This window comes from Pseudoalteromonas sp. SWYJZ98 (genome assembly GCF_015864495.1).
In the GTDB taxonomy this organism is placed as follows: domain Bacteria; phylum Pseudomonadota; class Gammaproteobacteria; order Enterobacterales; family Alteromonadaceae; genus Pseudoalteromonas; species Pseudoalteromonas distincta.
This window is the reverse complement of record NZ_JADYXA010000058.1, coordinates 1-19,063: the sequence shown is the minus strand read 5'-3', so window position 1 is coordinate 19,063 and position 19,063 is coordinate 1. Positions and strand designations below refer to the sequence as shown.

The 19,063-nt window shown below is 38.6% G+C and carries 18 protein-coding genes and 1 riboswitch; of the genes, 8 read left to right on the top strand and 10 right to left on the bottom strand.

What is annotated here, in order from left to right; translation table 11 throughout:
• Positions 1 to 246 precede the first annotated feature (246 nt).
• The 3 genes from fusA to ylqF all read right to left on the bottom strand — a co-directional run bounded on the left by fusA (position 247) and on the right by ylqF (position 4,698).
• Positions 247 to 2,331: an elongation factor G gene (gene fusA, locus I6F10_RS18855; protein ID WP_024605154.1), complete on the bottom strand. Its 2,085-nt coding sequence runs from the start codon at positions 2,329 to 2,331 to the stop codon at positions 247 to 249.
• A 206-nt stretch (positions 2,332 to 2,537) separates the two neighbouring features.
• Entirely contained in the window at positions 2,538 to 3,266 is a 729-nt protein-coding gene (locus tag I6F10_RS18850; RefSeq protein ID WP_165744886.1) for a response regulator, read from the bottom strand.
• Between the two features lie 487 nt (positions 3,267 to 3,753).
• A complete protein-coding gene (gene ylqF / locus I6F10_RS18845; protein ID WP_007377881.1) occupies positions 3,754 to 4,698 on the bottom strand; it encodes a ribosome biogenesis GTPase YlqF in 945 nt (314 codons plus the stop codon).
• A 91-nt stretch (positions 4,699 to 4,789) separates the two neighbouring features.
• On the opposite strand from ylqF, the gene I6F10_RS18840 reads away from it, so the two are divergent.
• Both I6F10_RS18840 and I6F10_RS18835 read left to right on the top strand, forming a co-directional pair.
• On the top strand, positions 4,790 to 5,326 hold the full coding sequence (locus I6F10_RS18840) for a YaeQ family protein (protein ID WP_165744885.1): 537 nt from the start codon (positions 4,790 to 4,792) through the stop codon (positions 5,324 to 5,326).
• Positions 5,327 to 5,509: 183 nt separating this feature from the next.
• Complete coding sequence (locus I6F10_RS18835) at positions 5,510 to 6,115, top strand: alpha/beta fold hydrolase (RefSeq protein WP_004334986.1); 606 nt, start codon at positions 5,510 to 5,512, stop codon at positions 6,113 to 6,115.
• Here the strand turns inward: I6F10_RS18835 and I6F10_RS18830 are convergent.
• Positions 6,112 to 6,321, bottom strand: a complete 210-nt coding sequence (locus I6F10_RS18830; RefSeq protein WP_007579816.1) for a hypothetical protein — start codon at positions 6,319 to 6,321, stop codon at positions 6,112 to 6,114. The genes I6F10_RS18835 and I6F10_RS18830 overlap by 4 nt on opposite strands.
• A 335-nt stretch (positions 6,322 to 6,656) precedes the next feature.
• On the opposite strand from I6F10_RS18830, the gene I6F10_RS18825 reads away from it, so the two are divergent.
• Positions 6,657 to 7,130, top strand: a complete 474-nt coding sequence (locus tag I6F10_RS18825; protein ID WP_165744884.1) for a Dps family protein — start codon at positions 6,657 to 6,659, stop codon at positions 7,128 to 7,130.
• Positions 7,131 to 7,415: 285 nt separating this feature from the next.
• Here I6F10_RS18825 and I6F10_RS18820 read toward each other — a convergent pair whose 3' ends face one another.
• Positions 7,416 to 10,358, bottom strand: coding sequence for a TonB-dependent receptor domain-containing protein (locus tag I6F10_RS18820; RefSeq protein ID WP_165744883.1), 2,943 nt, complete (start codon positions 10,356 to 10,358; stop codon positions 7,416 to 7,418).
• Between the two features lie 238 nt (positions 10,359 to 10,596).
• On the opposite strand from I6F10_RS18820, the gene I6F10_RS18815 reads away from it, so the two are divergent.
• Positions 10,597 to 11,349: a LytR/AlgR family response regulator transcription factor gene (locus I6F10_RS18815; RefSeq protein ID WP_165744882.1), complete on the top strand. Its 753-nt coding sequence runs from the start codon at positions 10,597 to 10,599 to the stop codon at positions 11,347 to 11,349.
• 22 nt (positions 11,350 to 11,371) lie between these two features.
• Here I6F10_RS18815 and I6F10_RS18810 read toward each other — a convergent pair whose 3' ends face one another.
• The 4 genes from I6F10_RS18810 to I6F10_RS18795 form a co-directional block, all read right to left on the bottom strand.
• Positions 11,372 to 11,770, bottom strand: a complete 399-nt coding sequence (locus tag I6F10_RS18810) for a hypothetical protein (RefSeq protein WP_165744881.1) — start codon at positions 11,768 to 11,770, stop codon at positions 11,372 to 11,374.
• A 60-nt stretch (positions 11,771 to 11,830) separates the two neighbouring features.
• Complete coding sequence (locus tag I6F10_RS18805) at positions 11,831 to 13,906, bottom strand: S9 family peptidase (RefSeq protein WP_165744880.1); 2,076 nt, start codon at positions 13,904 to 13,906, stop codon at positions 11,831 to 11,833.
• A 137-nt stretch (positions 13,907 to 14,043) separates the two neighbouring features.
• Complete coding sequence (locus tag I6F10_RS18800; protein ID WP_165744879.1) at positions 14,044 to 14,607, bottom strand: chitin-binding protein; 564 nt, start codon at positions 14,605 to 14,607, stop codon at positions 14,044 to 14,046.
• Between the two features lie 96 nt (positions 14,608 to 14,703).
• Positions 14,704 to 14,791, bottom strand: a riboswitch (cyclic di-GMP riboswitch).
• Between the two features lie 88 nt (positions 14,792 to 14,879).
• On the bottom strand, positions 14,880 to 15,536 hold the full coding sequence (locus tag I6F10_RS18795) for a cytochrome b/b6 domain-containing protein (protein ID WP_165744878.1): 657 nt from the start codon (positions 15,534 to 15,536) through the stop codon (positions 14,880 to 14,882).
• 107 nt (positions 15,537 to 15,643) lie between these two features.
• On the opposite strand from I6F10_RS18795, the gene I6F10_RS18790 reads away from it, so the two are divergent.
• The 3 genes from I6F10_RS18790 to I6F10_RS18780 all read left to right on the top strand — a co-directional run bounded on the left by I6F10_RS18790 (position 15,644) and on the right by I6F10_RS18780 (position 17,215).
• Positions 15,644 to 16,348 carry an AzlC family ABC transporter permease gene (locus I6F10_RS18790; protein WP_197099248.1) on the top strand — a complete coding sequence of 235 codons (705 nt, stop codon included), beginning with the start codon at positions 15,644 to 15,646 and terminating at the stop codon, positions 16,346 to 16,348.
• Entirely contained in the window at positions 16,345 to 16,644 is a 300-nt protein-coding gene (locus I6F10_RS18785; protein ID WP_165744876.1) for an AzlD domain-containing protein, read from the top strand. Before I6F10_RS18790 ends, I6F10_RS18785 begins: the two co-directional genes overlap by 4 nt.
• A gap of 73 nt (positions 16,645 to 16,717) precedes the next feature.
• On the top strand, positions 16,718 to 17,215 hold the full coding sequence (locus I6F10_RS18780; protein ID WP_165744875.1) for a glutathione peroxidase: 498 nt from the start codon (positions 16,718 to 16,720) through the stop codon (positions 17,213 to 17,215).
• A 118-nt stretch (positions 17,216 to 17,333) separates the two neighbouring features.
• On the opposite strand, the gene I6F10_RS18775 is transcribed toward I6F10_RS18780, so the two are convergent.
• Positions 17,334 to 17,519 carry a PA3496 family putative envelope integrity protein gene (locus tag I6F10_RS18775; protein ID WP_007579801.1) on the bottom strand — a complete coding sequence of 62 codons (186 nt, stop codon included), beginning with the start codon at positions 17,517 to 17,519 and terminating at the stop codon, positions 17,334 to 17,336.
• A 387-nt stretch (positions 17,520 to 17,906) separates the two neighbouring features.
• On the opposite strand from I6F10_RS18775, the gene I6F10_RS18770 reads away from it, so the two are divergent.
• Positions 17,907 to 18,701 carry a YggN family protein gene (locus I6F10_RS18770; protein ID WP_165744874.1) on the top strand — a complete coding sequence of 265 codons (795 nt, stop codon included), beginning with the start codon at positions 17,907 to 17,909 and terminating at the stop codon, positions 18,699 to 18,701.
• Positions 18,702 to 19,063 lie beyond the last annotated feature (362 nt).

The window sequence follows — 19,063 nt, the reverse complement described above, 5'->3', positions numbered from 1 at the left end:
GGTCAGTTGTTTGTAATGTCTCATTGTAAAATCTCTTGCCGGAGAAAAAGTAGTTAGCTTATGAGCAACTGACCACTTAATCTAGCCAAAACAAGTTATGCACTTACAATTTGAATCTAGGATTAAAAATATAGGACTAATTAATAATAAAGAGCAGTTATAAAAAACTATAAAAAATAAAACCAAAATATAGGCAATAAAAAACCCGCAACATGTGCGGGTTTTTTTAGAGAGTTAAGGAGCTAATTACTTAGCAGCTTTTTTCTCTTTTTCTGCAGCGATTACTGTGTCAGCTACGTTTTGTGGACATGGTGCGTAGTGTGAGAACTCCATAGAGAACTGACCACGACCAGATGTCATTGTACGTAGTGAACCAATGTAACCGAACATTTCTGATAACGGAACGTCAGCTTTAATGCGAACGCCAGTTAAACCAGCTTCTTGGTCGCTTAGCATACCACGACGACGGTTAAGGTCACCGATTACGTCACCAACGTGATCTTCTGGAGTGAACACGTCAACTTTCATGATTGGCTCAAGAAGTTGTGCGCCCGCTTTAGGGATTGATTGGCGGAAAGCACCTTTAGCAGCGATTTCGAACGCGATTGCAGATGAATCCACGGCATGGAAACCACCGTCAAAAAGTTCAACTTCAACGTCTAATACTGGGAAGCCAGCTAGAACACCTTCGCCCATCATTGACTTAAAGCCTTTCTCAACTGCAGGCCAGAATTCTTTAGGTACGTTACCACCAACAACTGATGATTTAAACGTGAAGCCTGAAGCAACTTCGCCTGGCTTGATGCGGTAGTCGATTTTACCAAACTGACCAGAACCACCAGATTGTTTCTTATGCGTGTAGCTATCTTCGATTTCACGAGTGATAGTTTCACGGTAAGCAACCTGTGGTTGACCAACGATAAGGTCTACACCGTAAGTACGCTTAAGGATATCAACTTTGATATCTAAGTGAAGCTCACCCATACCTTTAAGGATAGTTTCGCCTGAATCTTCATCAGTCTCAACTTGGAAAGATGGATCTTCTGCAACCATTTTACCGATAGCAACACCCATTTTCTCATTACCGCCTTTATCTTTAGGCTGTACAGCAATCGAGATTACTGGAGTTGGGAATACCATTGGCTCAAGTGTTACTGGGTGCTTAGGATCACATAGAGTGTGACCAGTTTGCACATTTTTCATGCCTACGATAGCAATGATGTCACCAGCTTGTGCTGAAGTAAGCTCTTTACGCTCATCTGCTTGCATCTCAACCATACGGCCAACACGCTCAGTTTTACCAGTAAACGCATTAAGGATAGTGTCACCCTTATTAAGCTTACCTGAGTAGATACGTACGAAAGTTAATGCACCAAAACGGTCATCCATTATCTTAAATGCTAGCGCCTTGAAAGGTTCGTCAGCAGATACGATTGCGAATTCGCCATTTTCGTTACCTTCTTCATCCATAAGAGGTTGAGGATCAACTTCTGTTGGAGCAGGTAAGTAGTCAACAACAGCATCAAGAATTAATTGCATACCTTTGTTTTTGAACGCAGAACCACAGTAAGTAGGGAAGAAAGCAAGGTCACGAGTACCTTTACGGATACAACGCTTGATATCTTCGATAGAAGGTACTTCACCTTCCATGTACGCTTCCATTAGGTCATCGTCTTGCTCTACAGCAGTTTCGATAAGCATTTCATGGTATTCATCAGTTTTCTCTACCATGTCTGCAGGAACGTCTTCAATAGTGTAGTTTTCTGGAAGACCAGTCTCATCCCAAACATATGCTTTTTTGTTTAAAACATCAACAACACCTATGAATTCGTCTTCAATACCGATTGGTAAAGTCATGATAAGTGGAGTAGCACCAAGTACTTTTTGTACTTGCGCTGTTACACGGTAAAAATCAGCACCCATACGGTCTAATTTGTTTACGAAGATGATACGTGCAACACCTGACTCATTCGCGTAGCGCCAGTTAGTTTCTGATTGTGGCTCAACACCACCAGAACCACAGAATACACCCACACCGCCATCTAATACTTTAAGTGAACGGTAAACTTCAACGGTGAAGTCAACGTGTCCAGGAGTATCGATAACGTTAAAACGGTGATCTTTCCAGAAACAGCTTACTGCCGCAGACTGGATAGTAATACCGCGCTCAGCTTCTTGCTCCATGAAATCGGTAGTCGATTCACCATCATGTGTCTCACCGCTTTTGTGGATAGTACCTGTAAGCTTTAGGATACGCTCAGTAGTTGTGGTTTTACCCGCATCAACGTGCGCGAAAATACCAATGTTTCTGTACTTCGATAAATCTGCCATTAATTTTACTCTTAATAAAGTCGATAAATTATTCGGCAGGAGTATAACATCACTTAATGCGAACATCACCATACAAGCCGCTTAAAATGCAATCAATTCAACATATTTTTTTTATCGTCAGAATCTATTAAATATCAAACATAACAAAAAAATCGCAAGACATTGAAATTAATAGCGTTTAATACTTAAGTTTCAGATACACCAAGTTACTTCGCTATTTTATAGCAACGTTCAGGGCGGCCAATACTGCCGTAACTTTGATCCGCTGTTAACTTACCTGATTCAAGCAAATACTCTAAGTAACGACGTGCTGTAGAGCGACTAACACCGACCAAATCGCCCATTTGCTGAGCAGTAAATGCAGTGGTTGCGTGCTCTACAAAAGCATCATGTATTTTTTGCAGGGTAAGTTGGTCGACCCCTTTTGGTAAACGAACAAACGTGTTGGTTTGCTGCTTTGAGCCAAATAACGTATCAACCATTGACTGCGTTACTTCACTTGCATCAGAAAAACATTGCTGACGTGATTCAAAACGTGCAAGTGCTTGATCTAGTCGGTTTAACATTAATGGCTTAACTAAAAAGTCGCATGCGCGTAACTGCATTGCTTTTTCAAGGGTTTCAACCTCTTTTGCAGCCGTGAGCAGCATAACTTCACTTTTAATTGTTCGTCGTCGTAAATCAGTTAACAAATCTAAGCCATTACCATTAGGCAGGTGTATATCGAGTAAAATTAAATCAGGTTCAATTGCATGCAGCAAAGCTGTTGCCGTGCTTAAATTACCTGCAATGCTGCCCACTACCTGATACTGTGCTTGCCTTAAACTTTGCTTTGGCGTTTGATTGCCTGCAATACCATTTGGTAATAACAAGTACTGCGCTAAAAGCTGTGCTACCTCTACTTCGTCTTCAATTATTACTACTGAATAAGTCATGTTTAATGCTCTTATTATTTTGGAATATAAACACTTAGTCTTGCACCAAGTAGGTCTGACTCACCAATTTTTAACGTACCGCCGCATGAGTCTAAATTTTTATGAAATTAAGCATGTACTTTAGTACTCACTAGCCGATTTATATATGAATAAAAAACAAACCTATCAATAATAAGAATTATTTGTATTTAGGTGTTGACAGGCAGTTAGATCTAACTGATAATCAATATCAACAAGACGGATTGCATACCACTTGTTAAGGAATGAATTGATTTGTTTCTCGACCCTGAAACAACGTGTGGCGCACGTAAACAGCTATGGTTACTTGTTATGAACCGCAACGCCCCTTGATGTTGATGATGAGTAACCGCCCTACTATTTTACTTGCTACATTGCTCATATCGGTGACGGTAGATATGAAACTAAAAAAGCCCTTACGGGCTTTTTTTATGTCTGTAATTTAGTTGGTTAAATTAAACTAAATCAATTAACGACGGTTTTTACGTGCGCGTGCTCGGCGTTGTTTTTTCTCTTCTTCTTTAGCTGCCTTTTTAGCTTCTGCTGCAGCGCGTAAACCAGCAACCATTACTTCTTCTTCCTCACGCATTTGCGGGGTTTCCATAGTAATACGGCCAATAATACCGTCGCGTAATTCGTTGATTAGTATTTCAGACATTTTGTATGTGTCTATTTGATTGCCACCACGAATACAGCCGCGTTTTTTCCCCGCCATTTCAACAAATTCCCAATCACTTTCTGGTAATTCATCTATTTTATAACGCCCTTTTAATAACTCAGGGTATGCACGCAATAGGTACTCAGCTGTGTAACTTGCTACTTCTTCATACTCAAGTGCTGTATCACGAATGGCACCGGTGGCGCCTAAGCGATAACCTGAGTTTTCGTTTTCTACTTTTGGCCACAACATACCTGGCGTATCGTAAAGCATAATACCGTCTTCAAGCTTAATGCGTTGTTGCGCTTTAGTAACAGCAGGCTCATTACCTGTTTTTGCAACTATACGCCCAGCCAATACATTAATTAACGTAGATTTACCCACGTTAGGAATACCCATGATCATGGCTTTAATTTGCTTATCTGCACCCACTTTATGTGGCACTAGCTTTTTACAAAGCTCATTAATACGGTGTACTTCAGCTGCTTTATCATGCCCAAAAGAAATCGCTTTAACACCGTTTTCTTGCTCAAAATAATCTTTCCAGATTTGAGTCATTTTAGGATCAGCTAAATCAGCTTTGTTCAAAATTTTGATGACCGGCTTACCTTCACGCAAGGTTGCCACCATCGGGTTTTCACTACTGTAGGGAATGCGCGCATCAAGCACTTCAATGATCACATCCATTTGTGGCATTATTTCTTTAATTTCATTGCGGGCTTTATTCATGTGCCCAGGGAACCACTGGATAGCCATTTTTAACTCCTAACGTATAATTAACCGCTATTTTAACTGGCAATTCATTTAATTGCGCTATACTGGCGCAAATTTTTTCAGATTAGTTGTTATGGCTCTTAAATCCACCATTATGAAAGTGCAGTTATCGCTTAGCGATATGGACCGCCACGTTTATCAAGATTTTAATTTAACCTTGGCTCAACACCCATCAGAAACCGACCAAAGGTTGATGATTCGCTTACTCGCTTTTGCGCTAAATAGCTGTGATGGTTTAGAATTTACTAAAGGGTTAAGTGCTGATGATGAGCCTGAACTTTGGCATGTAAGCTATAGTGAAGAAATAGAACTATGGGTTGAACTTGGCTTACCAGATGAGAAACGCCTTAAAAAAGCCTGTAATAAATCTAAAAAAGTGGTGCTGTATACTTATGGTGAAAACAATCAAGCAATTTGGTGGCAAAAACATCAACCTAAATTGTATGAATTTAAAAATCTAAGTATTTTTAGCCTTGATTACGCAGCAACACAAGCACTTGCTGCTTTGGTTGATCGTGGAATTAAGCTCGCCATTACCATTCAAGATGGTGAAGTATGGGTAAATACCGATAAAACCAATATTGAAATAAAACCGCTAAAGTTAATGTAATTACGGTAGTTATACCAATTGCATTAAATTAGTTATGTATTATAGCGACAAATAAATAAGTCGATAACAAGGCGAAAATTATGATATATAGCTGTTTTATATAAATAATTTTTAACGCAGGTAGCGGATTATTTAATACGCTAGGATGATCATGTTTTTAATAAAATTGGTATTAGGGAGCATATGAAAGTTAAACACGTTATTGTTTTACATGGCTTGTATATGTCTGGCTTTGTTATGCGCCCACTTTGTTCACGACTTGAAGAGTCGGGTATGACGGTATTAAACATTACCTACAATACGCTCGACCCTCACCGCGATACCATATTTGCACAAATTGATGAGTGTATTTCTAACGAACCTGCAGCGCTTGTATGCCACTCAATGGGAGGGCTTATTGCACGTGCTTACCTAGAGGCAAACTCTCCTGCTAGCCAGAATATTACGAAGGTAATTACACTGGGTACTCCACATAAAGGCAGCCATATAGCGCAAAAAATGAAGCAAAAAGGGTTTGAATCATTTTTAAAAAATAGTGTTGAGTTTTTGCTTACTAAAAATGGTAATTGGCCTTTTAAAGCTAAGCTTTATAGTATCGCAGGCGATTTACCTATTGGGCTTATGCCTTTAATAGTCAAAGGTAGCCAGTCAGATGGCACCGTATTACTAGATGAAACCAAACTTAAAGGTATGGCCGAACACAAAGTGTTTCATTTAAGCCATACCAGTATGATTTACTCGCGCCAAGTACTCGATTACATTTTAAAGTGCTTAAACGAGAAAGATTAATCCTCAGCATTGGCTGCTATTTTATAACTAATTAAAAATACCACTGCCAATATAAGTGGAATCGGCGCCGCAATGTAGCCAAAAAAATCTGAGTTCGCAAAGCTTGCACCCGCTAAGTGCGCTACTAACCCAAGCACAAATGCGATGACTGCAATTCCTACCACAATTAACTCTGCTTTATTTTGTTTTGCTGTTTTTGCATGCATGTTATCTCTCCTAATTATTTCGACAATATTATTATGCGCCGTTAGGATGAATGATTTTTGACCTACATCAATAAAAAAATACCTAAGCTATTACCTTGAATAAAATTTGTTTTAGATCATGATTTATATACTTTTGAGTTTTATTTATTTTTGAGGGGTAGTATTTTTATTAATCAGTCCCATTTCTATTAATAGTCTAAAGTGAATACAGGTATCAAAAACAGCTAATAGGTTAAAACTATTAACTAGATACATTTAAACGAATTTACTAATTTATCGAAATTAGTAATACTTATCACAAGTTCACAAATCAACGGTTATTCAAGGAGCAAGTTATGTCACAGGTAAACGCAATAGGTCTAAACAGTGCTAAAAGTGATGACATTGTAAAATCACTCAATACGCTATTAAGCAGCTACCAAATTCAGTACATGAATGCGCGTGGTTTTCACTGGAATATTAAAGGCCGTAACTTTTTTGAACTACATGTTAAGTTTGAAGAAATTTATAACTTATTACTTCTAAAAGTAGATGAAGTTGCAGAACGTATTTTAACGTTAGATGGCGCACCTCTACATGCATTTTCTGATTACCTTGAAGTAAGTAAAATTAAAGAAGCTAAAGGTATTAGTGATGGCGTTACAGCCGTAGAGAACCTACTTGCTGGTTACAGTACATTAATTCACATGCAGCGTGAAATTTTAACTCAAGCTGGTGATGCAGACGATGAAGGTACAGCCTCACTAATGAGTGATTACATCTCAGAGCAAGAAAAGCTGGTTTGGATGTTAAAAGCTTACTTAGACTAAAGTTAAGCAAAAAAAAACCCTCAATGAAGAGGGCACAAATAGGGATAAATCGTTAAATAACCAAGCGATTCGGTTACTATATTAGCCTCCTCCCCATACTAAACAACGCCCCTGTTACCAGTGGCGTTGTTTTTGGTTTAAGTGGGCACAATACTTATATATTGGGATAAACGATGTATAAAAAATTACTGCCGCATTATTTTTTCCAATAAAAAAGCCCCAGCAATACTGAGGCTTTGTGAACGTAACTAATTAAGTAACTATAGTTAGTATCGTTATTGTTGGTTAGAATTTACTTCTAAAACCAATGTAGGATGATTGCCCAATTGGGTCATACGTACCTGCATCCGTTTCAGTACCCGTGCTTGAACCACTTACACCCGATAAAATTCGTGGTGGCTCTTTATCAAATAAGTTACTCGCACCAGCGTAAAGCTCTGTTGAATCGCTGATATGGTAACTTGCTTGAACATCATGATATGTCACTGAACCAATCCCTACTCCACCTGGAGCAATACCAAAACCACTTAAGAATTGATCATCAAAGTCTGCAGCGCCAATGTAAGTTAAGCTCCAGTTAAAATCAAAGTCGTTAAGTTTATAACCAAAGTTCCAGTTAGCTTTATGCTCTGATGCACCAATTTCTCTAGCAAACTCATCTTTATCAGCGCCAAGAAGTGGAATGCTATAACCATCGATTAGGTAAGTATAAGCAAGGCGAGTTCTAAACGCACCTGGGCCAATATCAGTAGAGTACGTTAGTGTTAAATCAACACCTTCTGTACCTAAACCACCACTATTAGATACACCACTGTCAATAAACTCTAGTGAACCAGCACTATTATTACCTGATGGCGCACTACGACGAGTTACAAAGTCACAAAAGCTTGTATCGCCACCACCATAACATTGGTCAAGAATAAACTGACGAGGTGTTGATACGATTGCATCTGTAATTTCGATATCAAAGTAATCAAGCGTAATGTCTAGGCCTGATATTAGATTTTCTGGTGTAAATACTAAACCTACTGTTACAGAGTCACCAACTTCATCTTTTAAATCTTGATTGCCACGGTTAAAACCACTAATACCTTGTAAGTCAGACTGGTTAAGCGTGAACTCGCCATTTGAGGCGATATTAGTTGTAACACCAACATCTGTACGACAAGCATCACCTGCAGCACCACCGCCACTATTAGTAACACCTAAACATGGATCGTTTAAACCACTTGGGAAAGTTTGTGAAGGTGGAGAAAATAGTTCATCGATATTTGGAGCACGTGTTGAACGTGCACGGGTAGCACGTAAACGTAAGCTATCCATTACTTCCCAATCTACACCCACGTTCCAACTTTCGGTATTGCCTACTGTTGAGTAGTCAGACAAACGAACTGCTGCATTCATTGTTACAGAATCAAGCACGGGGATGTTTGCTTCTACATAATATTCAGTTACATCAAACGAGCCTTCTGTTGCTGGAATTGCATTACCCGCATTAAGGCCAGCTTGCTGTAGAGCATCAAACTCACTACGTGAGAACTCTTCACGGTATTCAAAACCAGCAGCGATACCTACCGTACCTGCCGGTAAATAAAATAAATCACCTGAAATATTACCACCAATGATTTCTTGCTCAACCGACGTTGAAAGTGAGCTAGGTGCACTTACAAAATCAATAGCACCTTGCGATAGCGAATTGAAACCGTAAATGTCTACCGGCGCACAGTTAAAGCCACGTGCTGTCGCATCGATACAAATAGCCTCATCAGTAATACCATCGCCATCTAAATCTTGGCTATCGATAACAGCTTCTAAACCTTGACGAAAGCTTTGTACGTTAACTAAACCACCAGAAACTTGCTGCTCTTTTGTTTTACCGTATACATAGTAAGTATCGTAGAACCAACCATCTGCTATTTCACCTTGAAAGCCTAGTGCTAAACGGAATGTATCACGCTCAGCTCGTGCTCCACGGTTACCGATATCACTTAAGCGCTTTGCAAAAAAGATATCACGCATACCATCACCGTCGGTGTCGGTTGCTGCGTTATATATATCATCAGGTACAAATGCGTTACGCAATATTTCACCGTTTACATTAAATTCAATTGGTACTTGGCCATTTGCATAGATGTCGTCAGAGGCAAAAGGAAATGGCTCTAATTCAGAAACGGTTGTTGTTGCAGCGTAAGTACCTTCATAAAAAAAGCTATGCTTGTCGCTTAGCTCGTAGCTACCATTTGAGGCAAATAAGTAACGTTCTGTAGGTATCGCTATCGTACGTACGCCACTTCGGTTAAAACCATTTGCAGCTACGCCATCGCCACCGTTAGTACTAAACGAGTTTTGTAGGGTGTTTGCATCATTAAACGTAAATGTTTCATCCCCAGCGCTAAAGCGACCCTGTGGCGGAAATGAAGATAAAAATGGGCTTACAGCATCAAATACAGAGCCCGGGTTTGCTACTGGATCATCTTCAAAGAAGATACCTGAAAATTGGTCTACTGCCGAGCGGTCACGGTCACGTGAAAAAACAGCACCTTGATCAGAATACCCAAGATGGAACATCGCGTGCCCTTTACCATCTGAGCTTGATAAGCCTGAGGTAAAGTTAAATTGGCGTGATTCATCATCGCCTTCGCTTGATTCACCATATTGGCCTTCGAATTCAATACCTTCAAAATCATCTTTTAGTACAAAGTAAACTACACCAGCAACAGCGTCAGAACCATAAACAGATGAAGCACCACCTGTCATAATTTCAACACGTTCGATGAATTGACTCGGAATAGTATTTAAATCGACAGCAGAGCTACCTGGTACACCTGATACATAACGACGACCATTCACTAAAACCAATGTGCGGTTAGAGCCTAAATTACGTAAATCAACAGTAGCAACACCCGCACTTGCGGTATTAAAGTTTGAGTTAGTACGGCTAATAGCTGGTGTACCAAATGCAGGGTTCTCTAATAATAAGTCTTGAATATTTAACGACCCTGATGCATCAATAGCAGCACTATCTACAACTTGAATAGGAGCCGATGACATTGCCTCAGCTGAACGAATACGAGAACCTGTAACTTGTACGCGTTCTATTTTAGTTATTTCGTCATCTTCTGCAGCCACACCTTGAAATGAAAAGCTTGCAAGTATCGCGCTGCTTAGCGCAACTGTTAACGACGATTTTTTAAATAATCGCGCGCTACCTTTGTTAGTTAATGCCATATAATTCCCCTGAATTGTTATTTTTGTAACTAAATGGTTACTTCGCGGATTACAGTAAGGGGATTTATTTAAACACTCTACGGGCATTATTTATGAGGCGTAGTCTTTGGTACGAATAGCAGCTTTTATGGGATGAATTAGTACGTCACAATTATTTTATAAATATATTGTACTTTTCATAACAGTTTTTCCGCTAAGCACGGTCTTTATTATTATATACAGCAAGAGATATAAAATAATGATCGCTTCTTTTCATGCATTAACTTTTGTTAGTAACACTAAGTTTGCAACATTTTTAACAAAGCGCGTGCAAGATCACCGGCACTTTGAATCTCAATCTTTTCTTCAAACAAATAGATTAGATCAAATAGACACAGATCAATACAATGTACTGTTTTACGAACTAACCAACCTAGCTGACCCGATGCAAATAGTGCATTTAACAGAGCTTGCTAAAAAGCTGAAGTTAGTCATTATTGCTCAATCGGGACATTTTGCGAGTTTTGCCTTTGAAGTTGGCGCTGTAGATTTTTTAATATTAGATTCAACTGCATCACGTATTGATAAATGCTTTGATAAGCTGATTCACCTTTGCCCGATTGCAAGTGTGGCCGAACGCCAATACCAGCAAAGCACACAAGCTGCAAAGCCATCATCACACATTGTGGTTAAAGATGTAGGTAAGGTAAGGCTAATTGATATAAATGATATTATTTGGATTAATGGCGCGGGCAACTATGTAGAGCTGCATTTTACCCAAGGTAATACGCCGGTACTACATCGCGAAACCATGAAAAATATTGAACAACAACTAGAACCTGAAGGATTTGTTCGCATTCATCGCTCTACGCTGGTAAGAAAACAAGCTATTTGCGAACTGATGCCTACTGACAGTTGCGATTATAGAGTAAGACTGAAAAACGATATGTGTTTAATCCTTTCACGGCGCTATAAAGGGTGTTTAGAGAGTATTATAAGCCCTCTTCAATAGCGGTTTATAATACTCATATTAATTACCAGTTCTGTTTTATATAACTGTCATTTGGGTGCACTAATAAATAGCTGTCGGTATCTTTATAAAAATTAACTTCTACATCGCTATTTTTCCATACTTTTTCAAACATATTTTTAGCTATGATATTAATGTTTATATAGTCAACTCGTTGATAGCCACGTTCTTTTACACCGGCAAAATAGGCCTCTAATGAATCGAGGCCATCCAAAGTTAACAGCTCAAACTCTTTTAAATTAACAACCATAAACTTAATCGTATTTTCAGGGTGAGTGCTCAACTCCTGAACAACTCCATTAGTTAACAGCGTAATGCCTTCATTATTAAAGCTCCCTTTCAATTCTAAATACATCTGAGGGGGCTGTGAACAAATTTGAAATTCACCATGTGCACCAAACATAAATCGCCTTACATATATCAACTTCTATATATAGGATAATACAATTTTCCGATTTTGCAGTTAATTTAATAAAGCAATAAAAAAGGCCATTTCGAGTGCTTTTTCCTCTAAACTTTTAAAGCGACCTGATGCACCACCGTGCCCTGCATCCATATCGGTTTTAAATACTAAAATATTACTATCAGTCTTAAGTTCACGCATTTTTGCAACCCACTTCATAGGCTCCCAATACTGCACTTGTGAGTCATGAAGACCGGTAGTAACGAGTATGTTCGGATAGTTTTGGGCGCGAATATTGTCATACGGCGAATAAGCTTCAATTACATCATAAAACTGAGGCTCATTTGGATTACCCCATTCATCGTATTCATTTGTTGTGAGCGGAATACTTTCATCAAGCATCGTGGTTAATACGTCTAAAAATGGTACATGACAGCCAACACCGCAATATAACTCTGGTGCTTGGTTTACAACCGCCCCCATTAATAAACCACCAGCACTGCCGCCTGAGGCAAACACCTTGCTGCTATCACAATAGCCTTGTGCAACAAGCGCTTTTGTCACATCAGTAAAGTCACTAAAGCTATTTTGTTTATGCTCTTTTTTACCTTGTTCGTACCACTCGCGACCTAGCATTTCAGAGCCTCGAACATGTGCTATTACATAAACAAAACCACGATCGAGCAAGCTCAGCGATGAACTTGAAAAACTTGGATCAATCGTATAGCCATACGCACCATAACCGTATTGAAATAACGGATTTGAGCCATCTTTTTTAAAGCTGTCTTTTCGATAAACAACTGATACGGGTACTTTAACTCCGTCGCGAGCAGTTACCATTAATCGCTCAGACTGATAGTCATCGGCATTAAAACTACCGAGTACTTTTTGCTGTTTAAGTAGTGTTTTTTCGCCAGTTGCTAAATCAACATCATATAAAGAACCTGGTGTTGTTAAACTTGAGTAATAAATACGCGCAGTGCCTGTGTCTGGCTCTGGGTTCATTGCTATTGCAGCATAATAACAAGGATCGGCAAACTCAAGTGCCATACGATCCCCTTGCCTATTAACAACTACAAATCGAGCTTGCCCTTGCTCGCGTTCACTCAATACTAAAAAGTCATTAAATAACTCTACACCTTCAAGCAGTACATTCTCTCTGTGAGCTGTATGCTCAACCCATTGTGTTTTATCAGCAATTGTTTCGTTTGTTGCCGTCATTAATCTAAAGTTTTTAGCTTGCCAGTTAGTCACAATATAAAATGTGTCACCTAGCTTATCTACGTCAAACTCGTGGCCATCTTCACGCGGCATTAATGCTTTAAATTCGCCAGTGGGCTTATTAGCATCAAGCACCCATGTATCATTGGTCTCTGTCGATGCTAAATCAATAATAATTAAGCTTTCATCGCGGCTTTTACCAAGCCCCATAAAAAAGCTGCTGTCTTGCTCTTCGTAGACCATTACGTCTTGGCTTTGCTCGCAGCCAAGCTCATGCCTAAATACTTGGTATCCTAATAGCGTTTTTAAATCTTTTTTTACATAAAAAACAGTTTTATTGTCGTTAGCCCAAACAACTTGTCCTTCTGTATTTTCAAGTACATCAGGTAGCATTTCACCGGTCGCTAAGCTTTTAAAGCGAACATTATAAATACGACGACCTTCAGTATCTTCAGAGTAAGCCATAAGCTGCTCGCATGGACTTAGTGCGACTTCGCCCAGCTCAAAAAACTCAAATCCTTCAGCTAAGACATTCACATCGAGTAAAAGCTCTTTATTATCGGCCTTTATACTCGTACTTCTATAGTGACGCGAGTATTCATCATCACCACGAACTTCTGAGTGATACCAGTATTTCCCATCTTTAACGGGTACCGAATTATCATCTTTTACAATGCGTGCTTTTAACTCTTCAAAAAGTGTATTTTGTAGTGGCTTCATAGCAGCTAACTGTTCATCGCAGTACGCATTTTCAGCATGTAAATGCGCAAGTACTTGCTCATCCTGGCGATCGTCATCACGCATCCAATAGTAATTATCGGTACGTATCTTATTATGAGTACTTAATGTATGGGCTTGCTGTTTAGCAATCGGGAAATTAGGTAATAAACTTAAAGAGTAGACAGGACGAGACACAACAAAACCAATTAAAAAAATAATGTGATTTGCAGTTTATCATAAAAATAAAAAAGCCCACCCAATAGTTGGATGGGCTAAAACGGTAAACGCTTCATTACTAAAACCGCTATACCTTTGGGAAGATAATTTAAGCTTTATATTTGCTGCCATGCCATAGCCCAGCTTTGCCCTACACCAGGTTCGAACATAGACTTATTATCGTCATTCGTGCGGCAAAACTCATTAAATGGCCAAGGCCTGCATTGATATACATGCCCAGTTTTTGGCTGCAATACCTTTGTACCCGCATTATAGTTTTCACAATTTTCAGGGTACACGTAATCATAAGTATCAAGGTTCTTAACAACACGCTCATCGCATTTTGCAATACAATGAAAGTCGACGTGTGCTTTACATATACCACTGCTTTGCAAAGCAAAAATTTCATTATTTCTATAGGCTACAATTAAACCCTGTTCGGTCATTTTACCTGCGCTAACCAGAGGAACATGCACATTAATATGCTCGGCAACTAAACGTGGCCATGCGTGAGGCTCACCTTGCTCAAGCGAGGTGATCTTGTAATCAAATGATAAACTAACCAGCTCTCCTTGCATGTCGTAAAAGATTACACTCACCACATCACCAATAAATAATTGGGTATGATGATTTAAGCAACCTATTGTTGACCACTTTCCACAGGCCAACGACGTATGCATAAACACGGCAACACCTTAAGAGTTACAAAATCTTATCCATACACTATGGATACACAAAAAATACACTGAGGGCAAGTGATACATAACAACACATTATGCAGTAGTCCCGCTACCATAGCTTTTAAAAAGCCTTAGACCGGAAACTTTGCGTCCTAACCTTTCGGCTAGTTTGCCAGCAATGCGGCGATTATAATTCGACCCCGCATAACAATCAAACAAAAGAATGCAACCAAAAACAAAAACCAACCCTTTAAGGTTGGTTTAATGTATTTTTAACTAAACAAATAAGTTAAAGGCTCTTTCGCCCACGTAAATACCAGCAACACCAATAAAGATATAAATATTAACCACGCAGGCCAAGACGCTTTAGTTACTTTAGCCTCAGAGTCATCCGCTTTTAACTCTTTTGAGCCTGTGATCATCGCCTTAACTAGCGGTTTGCCTTTTATTCTATAAACAATAATAGCTAATACATGCAAGCCAATAGCATAGAGTAAAATGTCAAAATTCAGCTCATGTAGCCAATTGGCAAAATCAATCGTATCGCTAGACACATATTGAGCAAGCGGCCCGTCAGTTAAAATACCATCACTGCTCATTAAGCCACTTGCAAGTTGCGTTATAATTAATATAAAAAACACTATCACCATACAGCTACCGGGTGCCGAATGGCCTAACGAGTCGCTTGGTGTTTTTAATGCCTTTAAAATAGATTTAGGAGAATGTAGTAACGCACTTAACCTTGCGGTTTTACTACCAATAACACCCCAAATTAAACGTGTTACTATAAGTGCTAAAGTAAAAAAACCTGCAACAAAGTGAAGCTCAATCATACCCTCTTCAATACTAAAATAAAGCACTGCAATACTTACAACCAAAAACCAATGAAAGCATCTAATAAACCCATCCCACACTTTTAACGTCGTCATTGTGCCTATCCTTAAAAAAACAGTATTATTTAATTTGTTAACTACTTTAACATCATAATATTAAGGTATCCTTATGAGCCATTCTACAAGCCGTGAGAGTAAATATCATGCAACCAGTTAAAAAAGCTATTTTAAAAGGCTTTTTAGATATGCTACCACTGTGTTTAGCCGTTGTTCCTTGGGGTATTTTATGCGGCTCTTTAGCGATTCAAAATGATTTTAGCGCCTTTGAAACCCAAGCAATGTCGTTATTAGTATTTGCAGGCTCTGCACAGCTTGTTGCGATTGAACTTATGGCGGGCAACACACCATTGCTCACAATTTTATTCACAACATTTATTATTAGCTCTCGGCACTTTTTATACGGTTTAGCTGTGCGTCATAAGGTCATTGATCAACCTATGCGTTGGCGCTTACCGGTGAGCTTTGTTTTAACCGACGAGCTGTTTGCGTTTTCTCATCATCGAAAAGCATATAGAACAAAAACACGCTTAATATACGCATTGAGCGCTGGTTTTAGCTTTTATATTGCATGGAACATTTGGACGTTAATTGGCATTGTAGCGGGCACAATGCTGCCCGACTTAACTAATTTAGGGCTCGACTTTGCGATTGCTGCCACGTTTATCGCGTTGGTTATTCCGGGAATCAAAAATTTGGCCTCACTCGTTACGGTAATTGTAGCAGGCGTTAGCGCAACGCTTTTAAAAAGTACCGGATTTGAGTTATGGCTTGTTTGCTCAGCGCTGCTGGCAATGGCCGCAGGTTATAGCACAGCAAGGCTAACCGTTAAAAAGGAAGCAACGCTATGATGACAACTATTTTACTCATGGCGTGCATTACATTTTTTACGCGTTATTTATTTTTACACCGCGCTTTACCGTTTAAAGTAGGTCCTAAAATGCAGCAACTTTTAAGCTTTAGCGCACCTGCGGTGCTTACAGCAATTTGGGTGCCTATCGTGTTTTTGAATGAAGGTGGCATTAACTTAAACTGGCAAAACCCTTATTTAAGCGCAGCGATAGTCGCCATCATTGTTGCCTATAAAACACATAATATTTATTACACAACGCTTGCCGGTATGGGGCTATTTCTGATTTTAAATTAGAGCGCTCTTTATACTTTATGAAATACTGTACTCAGGTTAAAATACCAATAACAATAATAAAAAAGACGCCAATATGCACAAATTCCATCAATTAAGCGCAACAAGCTTGCAGGGTCAACCTATTAACTTTAGTGATTTTGAAGGTAAGGTTGTGCTTATTGTTAATACCGCAAGTAAATGTGGATTTACCTACCAATACGAGTCGCTTCAAGCTTTGCATAATAAATATGCCAGCCAAGGTTTAGTTATTTTAGGGTTTCCGTGTAATCAATTTGGTCAGCAAGAACCCGGCGACGCTACACAAATAGAGCAAGGATGTTTGATTAATTTTGGTGTGAGTTTTTTAATGGCGGCCAAAGTAGATGTAAACGGTAAGCATGCTCACCCAGTCTTTCGTTTTTTAAAATCGGCTTTACCTGGTTTTTTAACACGTAAAATAAAGTGGAATTTTACTAAATTTTTAATTGCCGCAGATGGCACGCCAATTAAACGTTATGCACCTTTTACTAAACCCGAAAAGCTAGAACTTACAATTCAACAAGCTTTGGCACAGGCTAAAAGCACGCTTTAAAAAGTAATAAAGAGGCGCAAGGCCTCTTTATTGCCAATACTATTGAAACTTAAACATACACATAACTGCACATTTAAACTCTCAATATTAATTGGTATTTTATTTATACTAGTGAAATTTAATCGGTGTAATCGCTTAAATCGTCTTCGCCTAGATTTTTACGCAAGCGTTTTTGCTCAAGGTAGTCTTCCAACTTCTTTTTAACCTTTTGCTTGTTCTTATCGTGTTGATTACGGCCGAGCATTTCGTACTCGTCTTCAACAAAATCGTCATCTAGCGCATCGTAACTAAATGTCTTACCCACAACCCACTCCATAAAGTGTTTGAGACCAACCAAGGATTTTATTATCGCAATAGTCGGTAAAATTAAAATGTTTAACGTCAAAATGCCGTGCAAATTAACATCAAAATAAAGCCACGTGACTACTGTAAATAGTCTTCATGTCAGTAATGTGAATAAATAGCGCTAAATTTGAATTGAGGAAAGTGAGAGTTTTTTATCGTATCGATAAATAAAATTTATTAATTTTTATTAGTTAGCCAATTTGACTAAAAAATAGTTATTTATTAATTAATTTCATTTACTAAAAAACAAACAAAAACAGTTAAGCATATGTTTTATATTAAAAAATAAAACTGGCATCAAACTTGTTATTAATTAATCGTCATCAACAAAAAGTAGAGAACAAACATGAAAAAATTACTATTAGTTAGCGCATTAATTTGTTCACCAGCCGCTATGGCTCATAACGATAACGATTCTGCAATTTCATTTAGTAATGATGAATGTAACGTCGAATTTAAAAATGATGTGCGCATTAAGCCAAACGAATTGGAAATTTTTACCGTCAACAATAAAACCATGCAGTTTAATACCCATGGTGACTTAACTGTAAATGGCGAATTTGTAGCACTTAATAACTCACAACGCGAAGCGCTAACCAAGTACTCTGATAGTTTACGCACACAATTACCTGAAGTAGCTAATATAGCGCTAGAAGGCGTTAAAATTGCCGGTGTGGCATTAGAAGAAGTAGGCAATGCATTTAATATTGACGGCCTTGATAATATGTCAGAGCTTATGGATGACATTAAAATCGAAGTAGAAAACACATTTTACCAACAAGGTACATTTGTAATGGGCCAACAAAGTTTTAATCAATTTGGCGAAAACTTTGAACAACAATTTGAGCAGCAGATAGAAACAGCGGTTGAATCAGCAGTGATGCAATCAATGGGCAGTATTTTAGTAGCTTTAGGTTCTGAGTTACTTGGTTCAGGCGGTGATATGGATGCCTTTGAACAACGTATGGAAAATATGGGTGCACAAATAGAAGAGAAAGTAGAGCTACATGCAAGCGCACTTGAAGAACGTGCTAACTCTTTATGTGGAAGCTTTGCTGATATAGCAAAACAAGAAGAGCAATTAGTAATGCAAGTGCCTGAGCTTGAAGGTTACCAGTTATTTAGTTTTAAACAGAATTAGTACAGCAAACGTTATTTAACATCCCTTTGGCAGCATTTAAGTTTACTTAAATGCTGCTTTTTTATGTTTCGCAAACTTATACCAACCTGCATAAATCTTTGATCAGTTTAACGAATTAAATTGCACTATAACTTCGTTAAAATTTTTTATTTAGAACAACTAGATACAAAAACTTTTGCCTAGCTCTAGCGTAATTTTCTTAACGTTAAATAGACCCCATATATAAGCAGATTGGTATTACTTTTGTAACTATTCAGCCTCATCTGAAATGAATATATCAGGCAGCTGATTTTTGAATAATAACTCAAGGGCTAGGCTTGCAGATACATATTGTTTTCTGCAAGTCGATAAATAGCTTCTCA

What these genes read in the sequence shown, in the direction of transcription:
- I6F10_RS18820 (WP_165744883.1), bottom strand. Translation starts at nt 10,358, where the DNA reads ATGGCATTAACTAACAAAGGTAGCGCGCGATTATTTAAAAAATCGTCG.
- I6F10_RS18785 (WP_165744876.1), top strand. Translation starts at nt 16,345, where the DNA reads ATGATGACAACTATTTTACTCATGGCGTGCATTACATTTTTTACGCGT.
- I6F10_RS18835 (WP_004334986.1), top strand. Translation starts at nt 5,510, where the DNA reads ATGAAAGTTAAACACGTTATTGTTTTACATGGCTTGTATATGTCTGGC.
- I6F10_RS18810 (WP_165744881.1), bottom strand. Translation starts at nt 11,770, where the DNA reads ATGTTTGGTGCACATGGTGAATTTCAAATTTGTTCACAGCCCCCTCAG.
- I6F10_RS18815 (WP_165744882.1), top strand. Translation starts at nt 10,597, where the DNA reads ATGATCGCTTCTTTTCATGCATTAACTTTTGTTAGTAACACTAAGTTT.
- I6F10_RS18790 (WP_197099248.1), top strand. Translation starts at nt 15,644, where the DNA reads ATGCAACCAGTTAAAAAAGCTATTTTAAAAGGCTTTTTAGATATGCTA.
- I6F10_RS18780 (WP_165744875.1), top strand. Translation starts at nt 16,718, where the DNA reads ATGCACAAATTCCATCAATTAAGCGCAACAAGCTTGCAGGGTCAACCT.
- I6F10_RS18795 (WP_165744878.1), bottom strand. Translation starts at nt 15,536, where the DNA reads ATGACGACGTTAAAAGTGTGGGATGGGTTTATTAGATGCTTTCATTGG.
- I6F10_RS18825 (WP_165744884.1), top strand. Translation starts at nt 6,657, where the DNA reads ATGTCACAGGTAAACGCAATAGGTCTAAACAGTGCTAAAAGTGATGAC.
- I6F10_RS18830 (WP_007579816.1), bottom strand. Translation starts at nt 6,321, where the DNA reads ATGCATGCAAAAACAGCAAAACAAAATAAAGCAGAGTTAATTGTGGTA.
- ylqF (WP_007377881.1), bottom strand. Translation starts at nt 4,698, where the DNA reads ATGGCTATCCAGTGGTTCCCTGGGCACATGAATAAAGCCCGCAATGAA.
- I6F10_RS18840 (WP_165744885.1), top strand. Translation starts at nt 4,790, where the DNA reads ATGGCTCTTAAATCCACCATTATGAAAGTGCAGTTATCGCTTAGCGAT.
- I6F10_RS18850 (WP_165744886.1), bottom strand. Translation starts at nt 3,266, where the DNA reads ATGACTTATTCAGTAGTAATAATTGAAGACGAAGTAGAGGTAGCACAG.
- I6F10_RS18770 (WP_165744874.1), top strand. Translation starts at nt 17,907, where the DNA reads ATGAAAAAATTACTATTAGTTAGCGCATTAATTTGTTCACCAGCCGCT.
- I6F10_RS18800 (WP_165744879.1), bottom strand. Translation starts at nt 14,607, where the DNA reads ATGCATACGTCGTTGGCCTGTGGAAAGTGGTCAACAATAGGTTGCTTA.
- fusA (WP_024605154.1), bottom strand. Translation starts at nt 2,331, where the DNA reads ATGGCAGATTTATCGAAGTACAGAAACATTGGTATTTTCGCGCACGTT.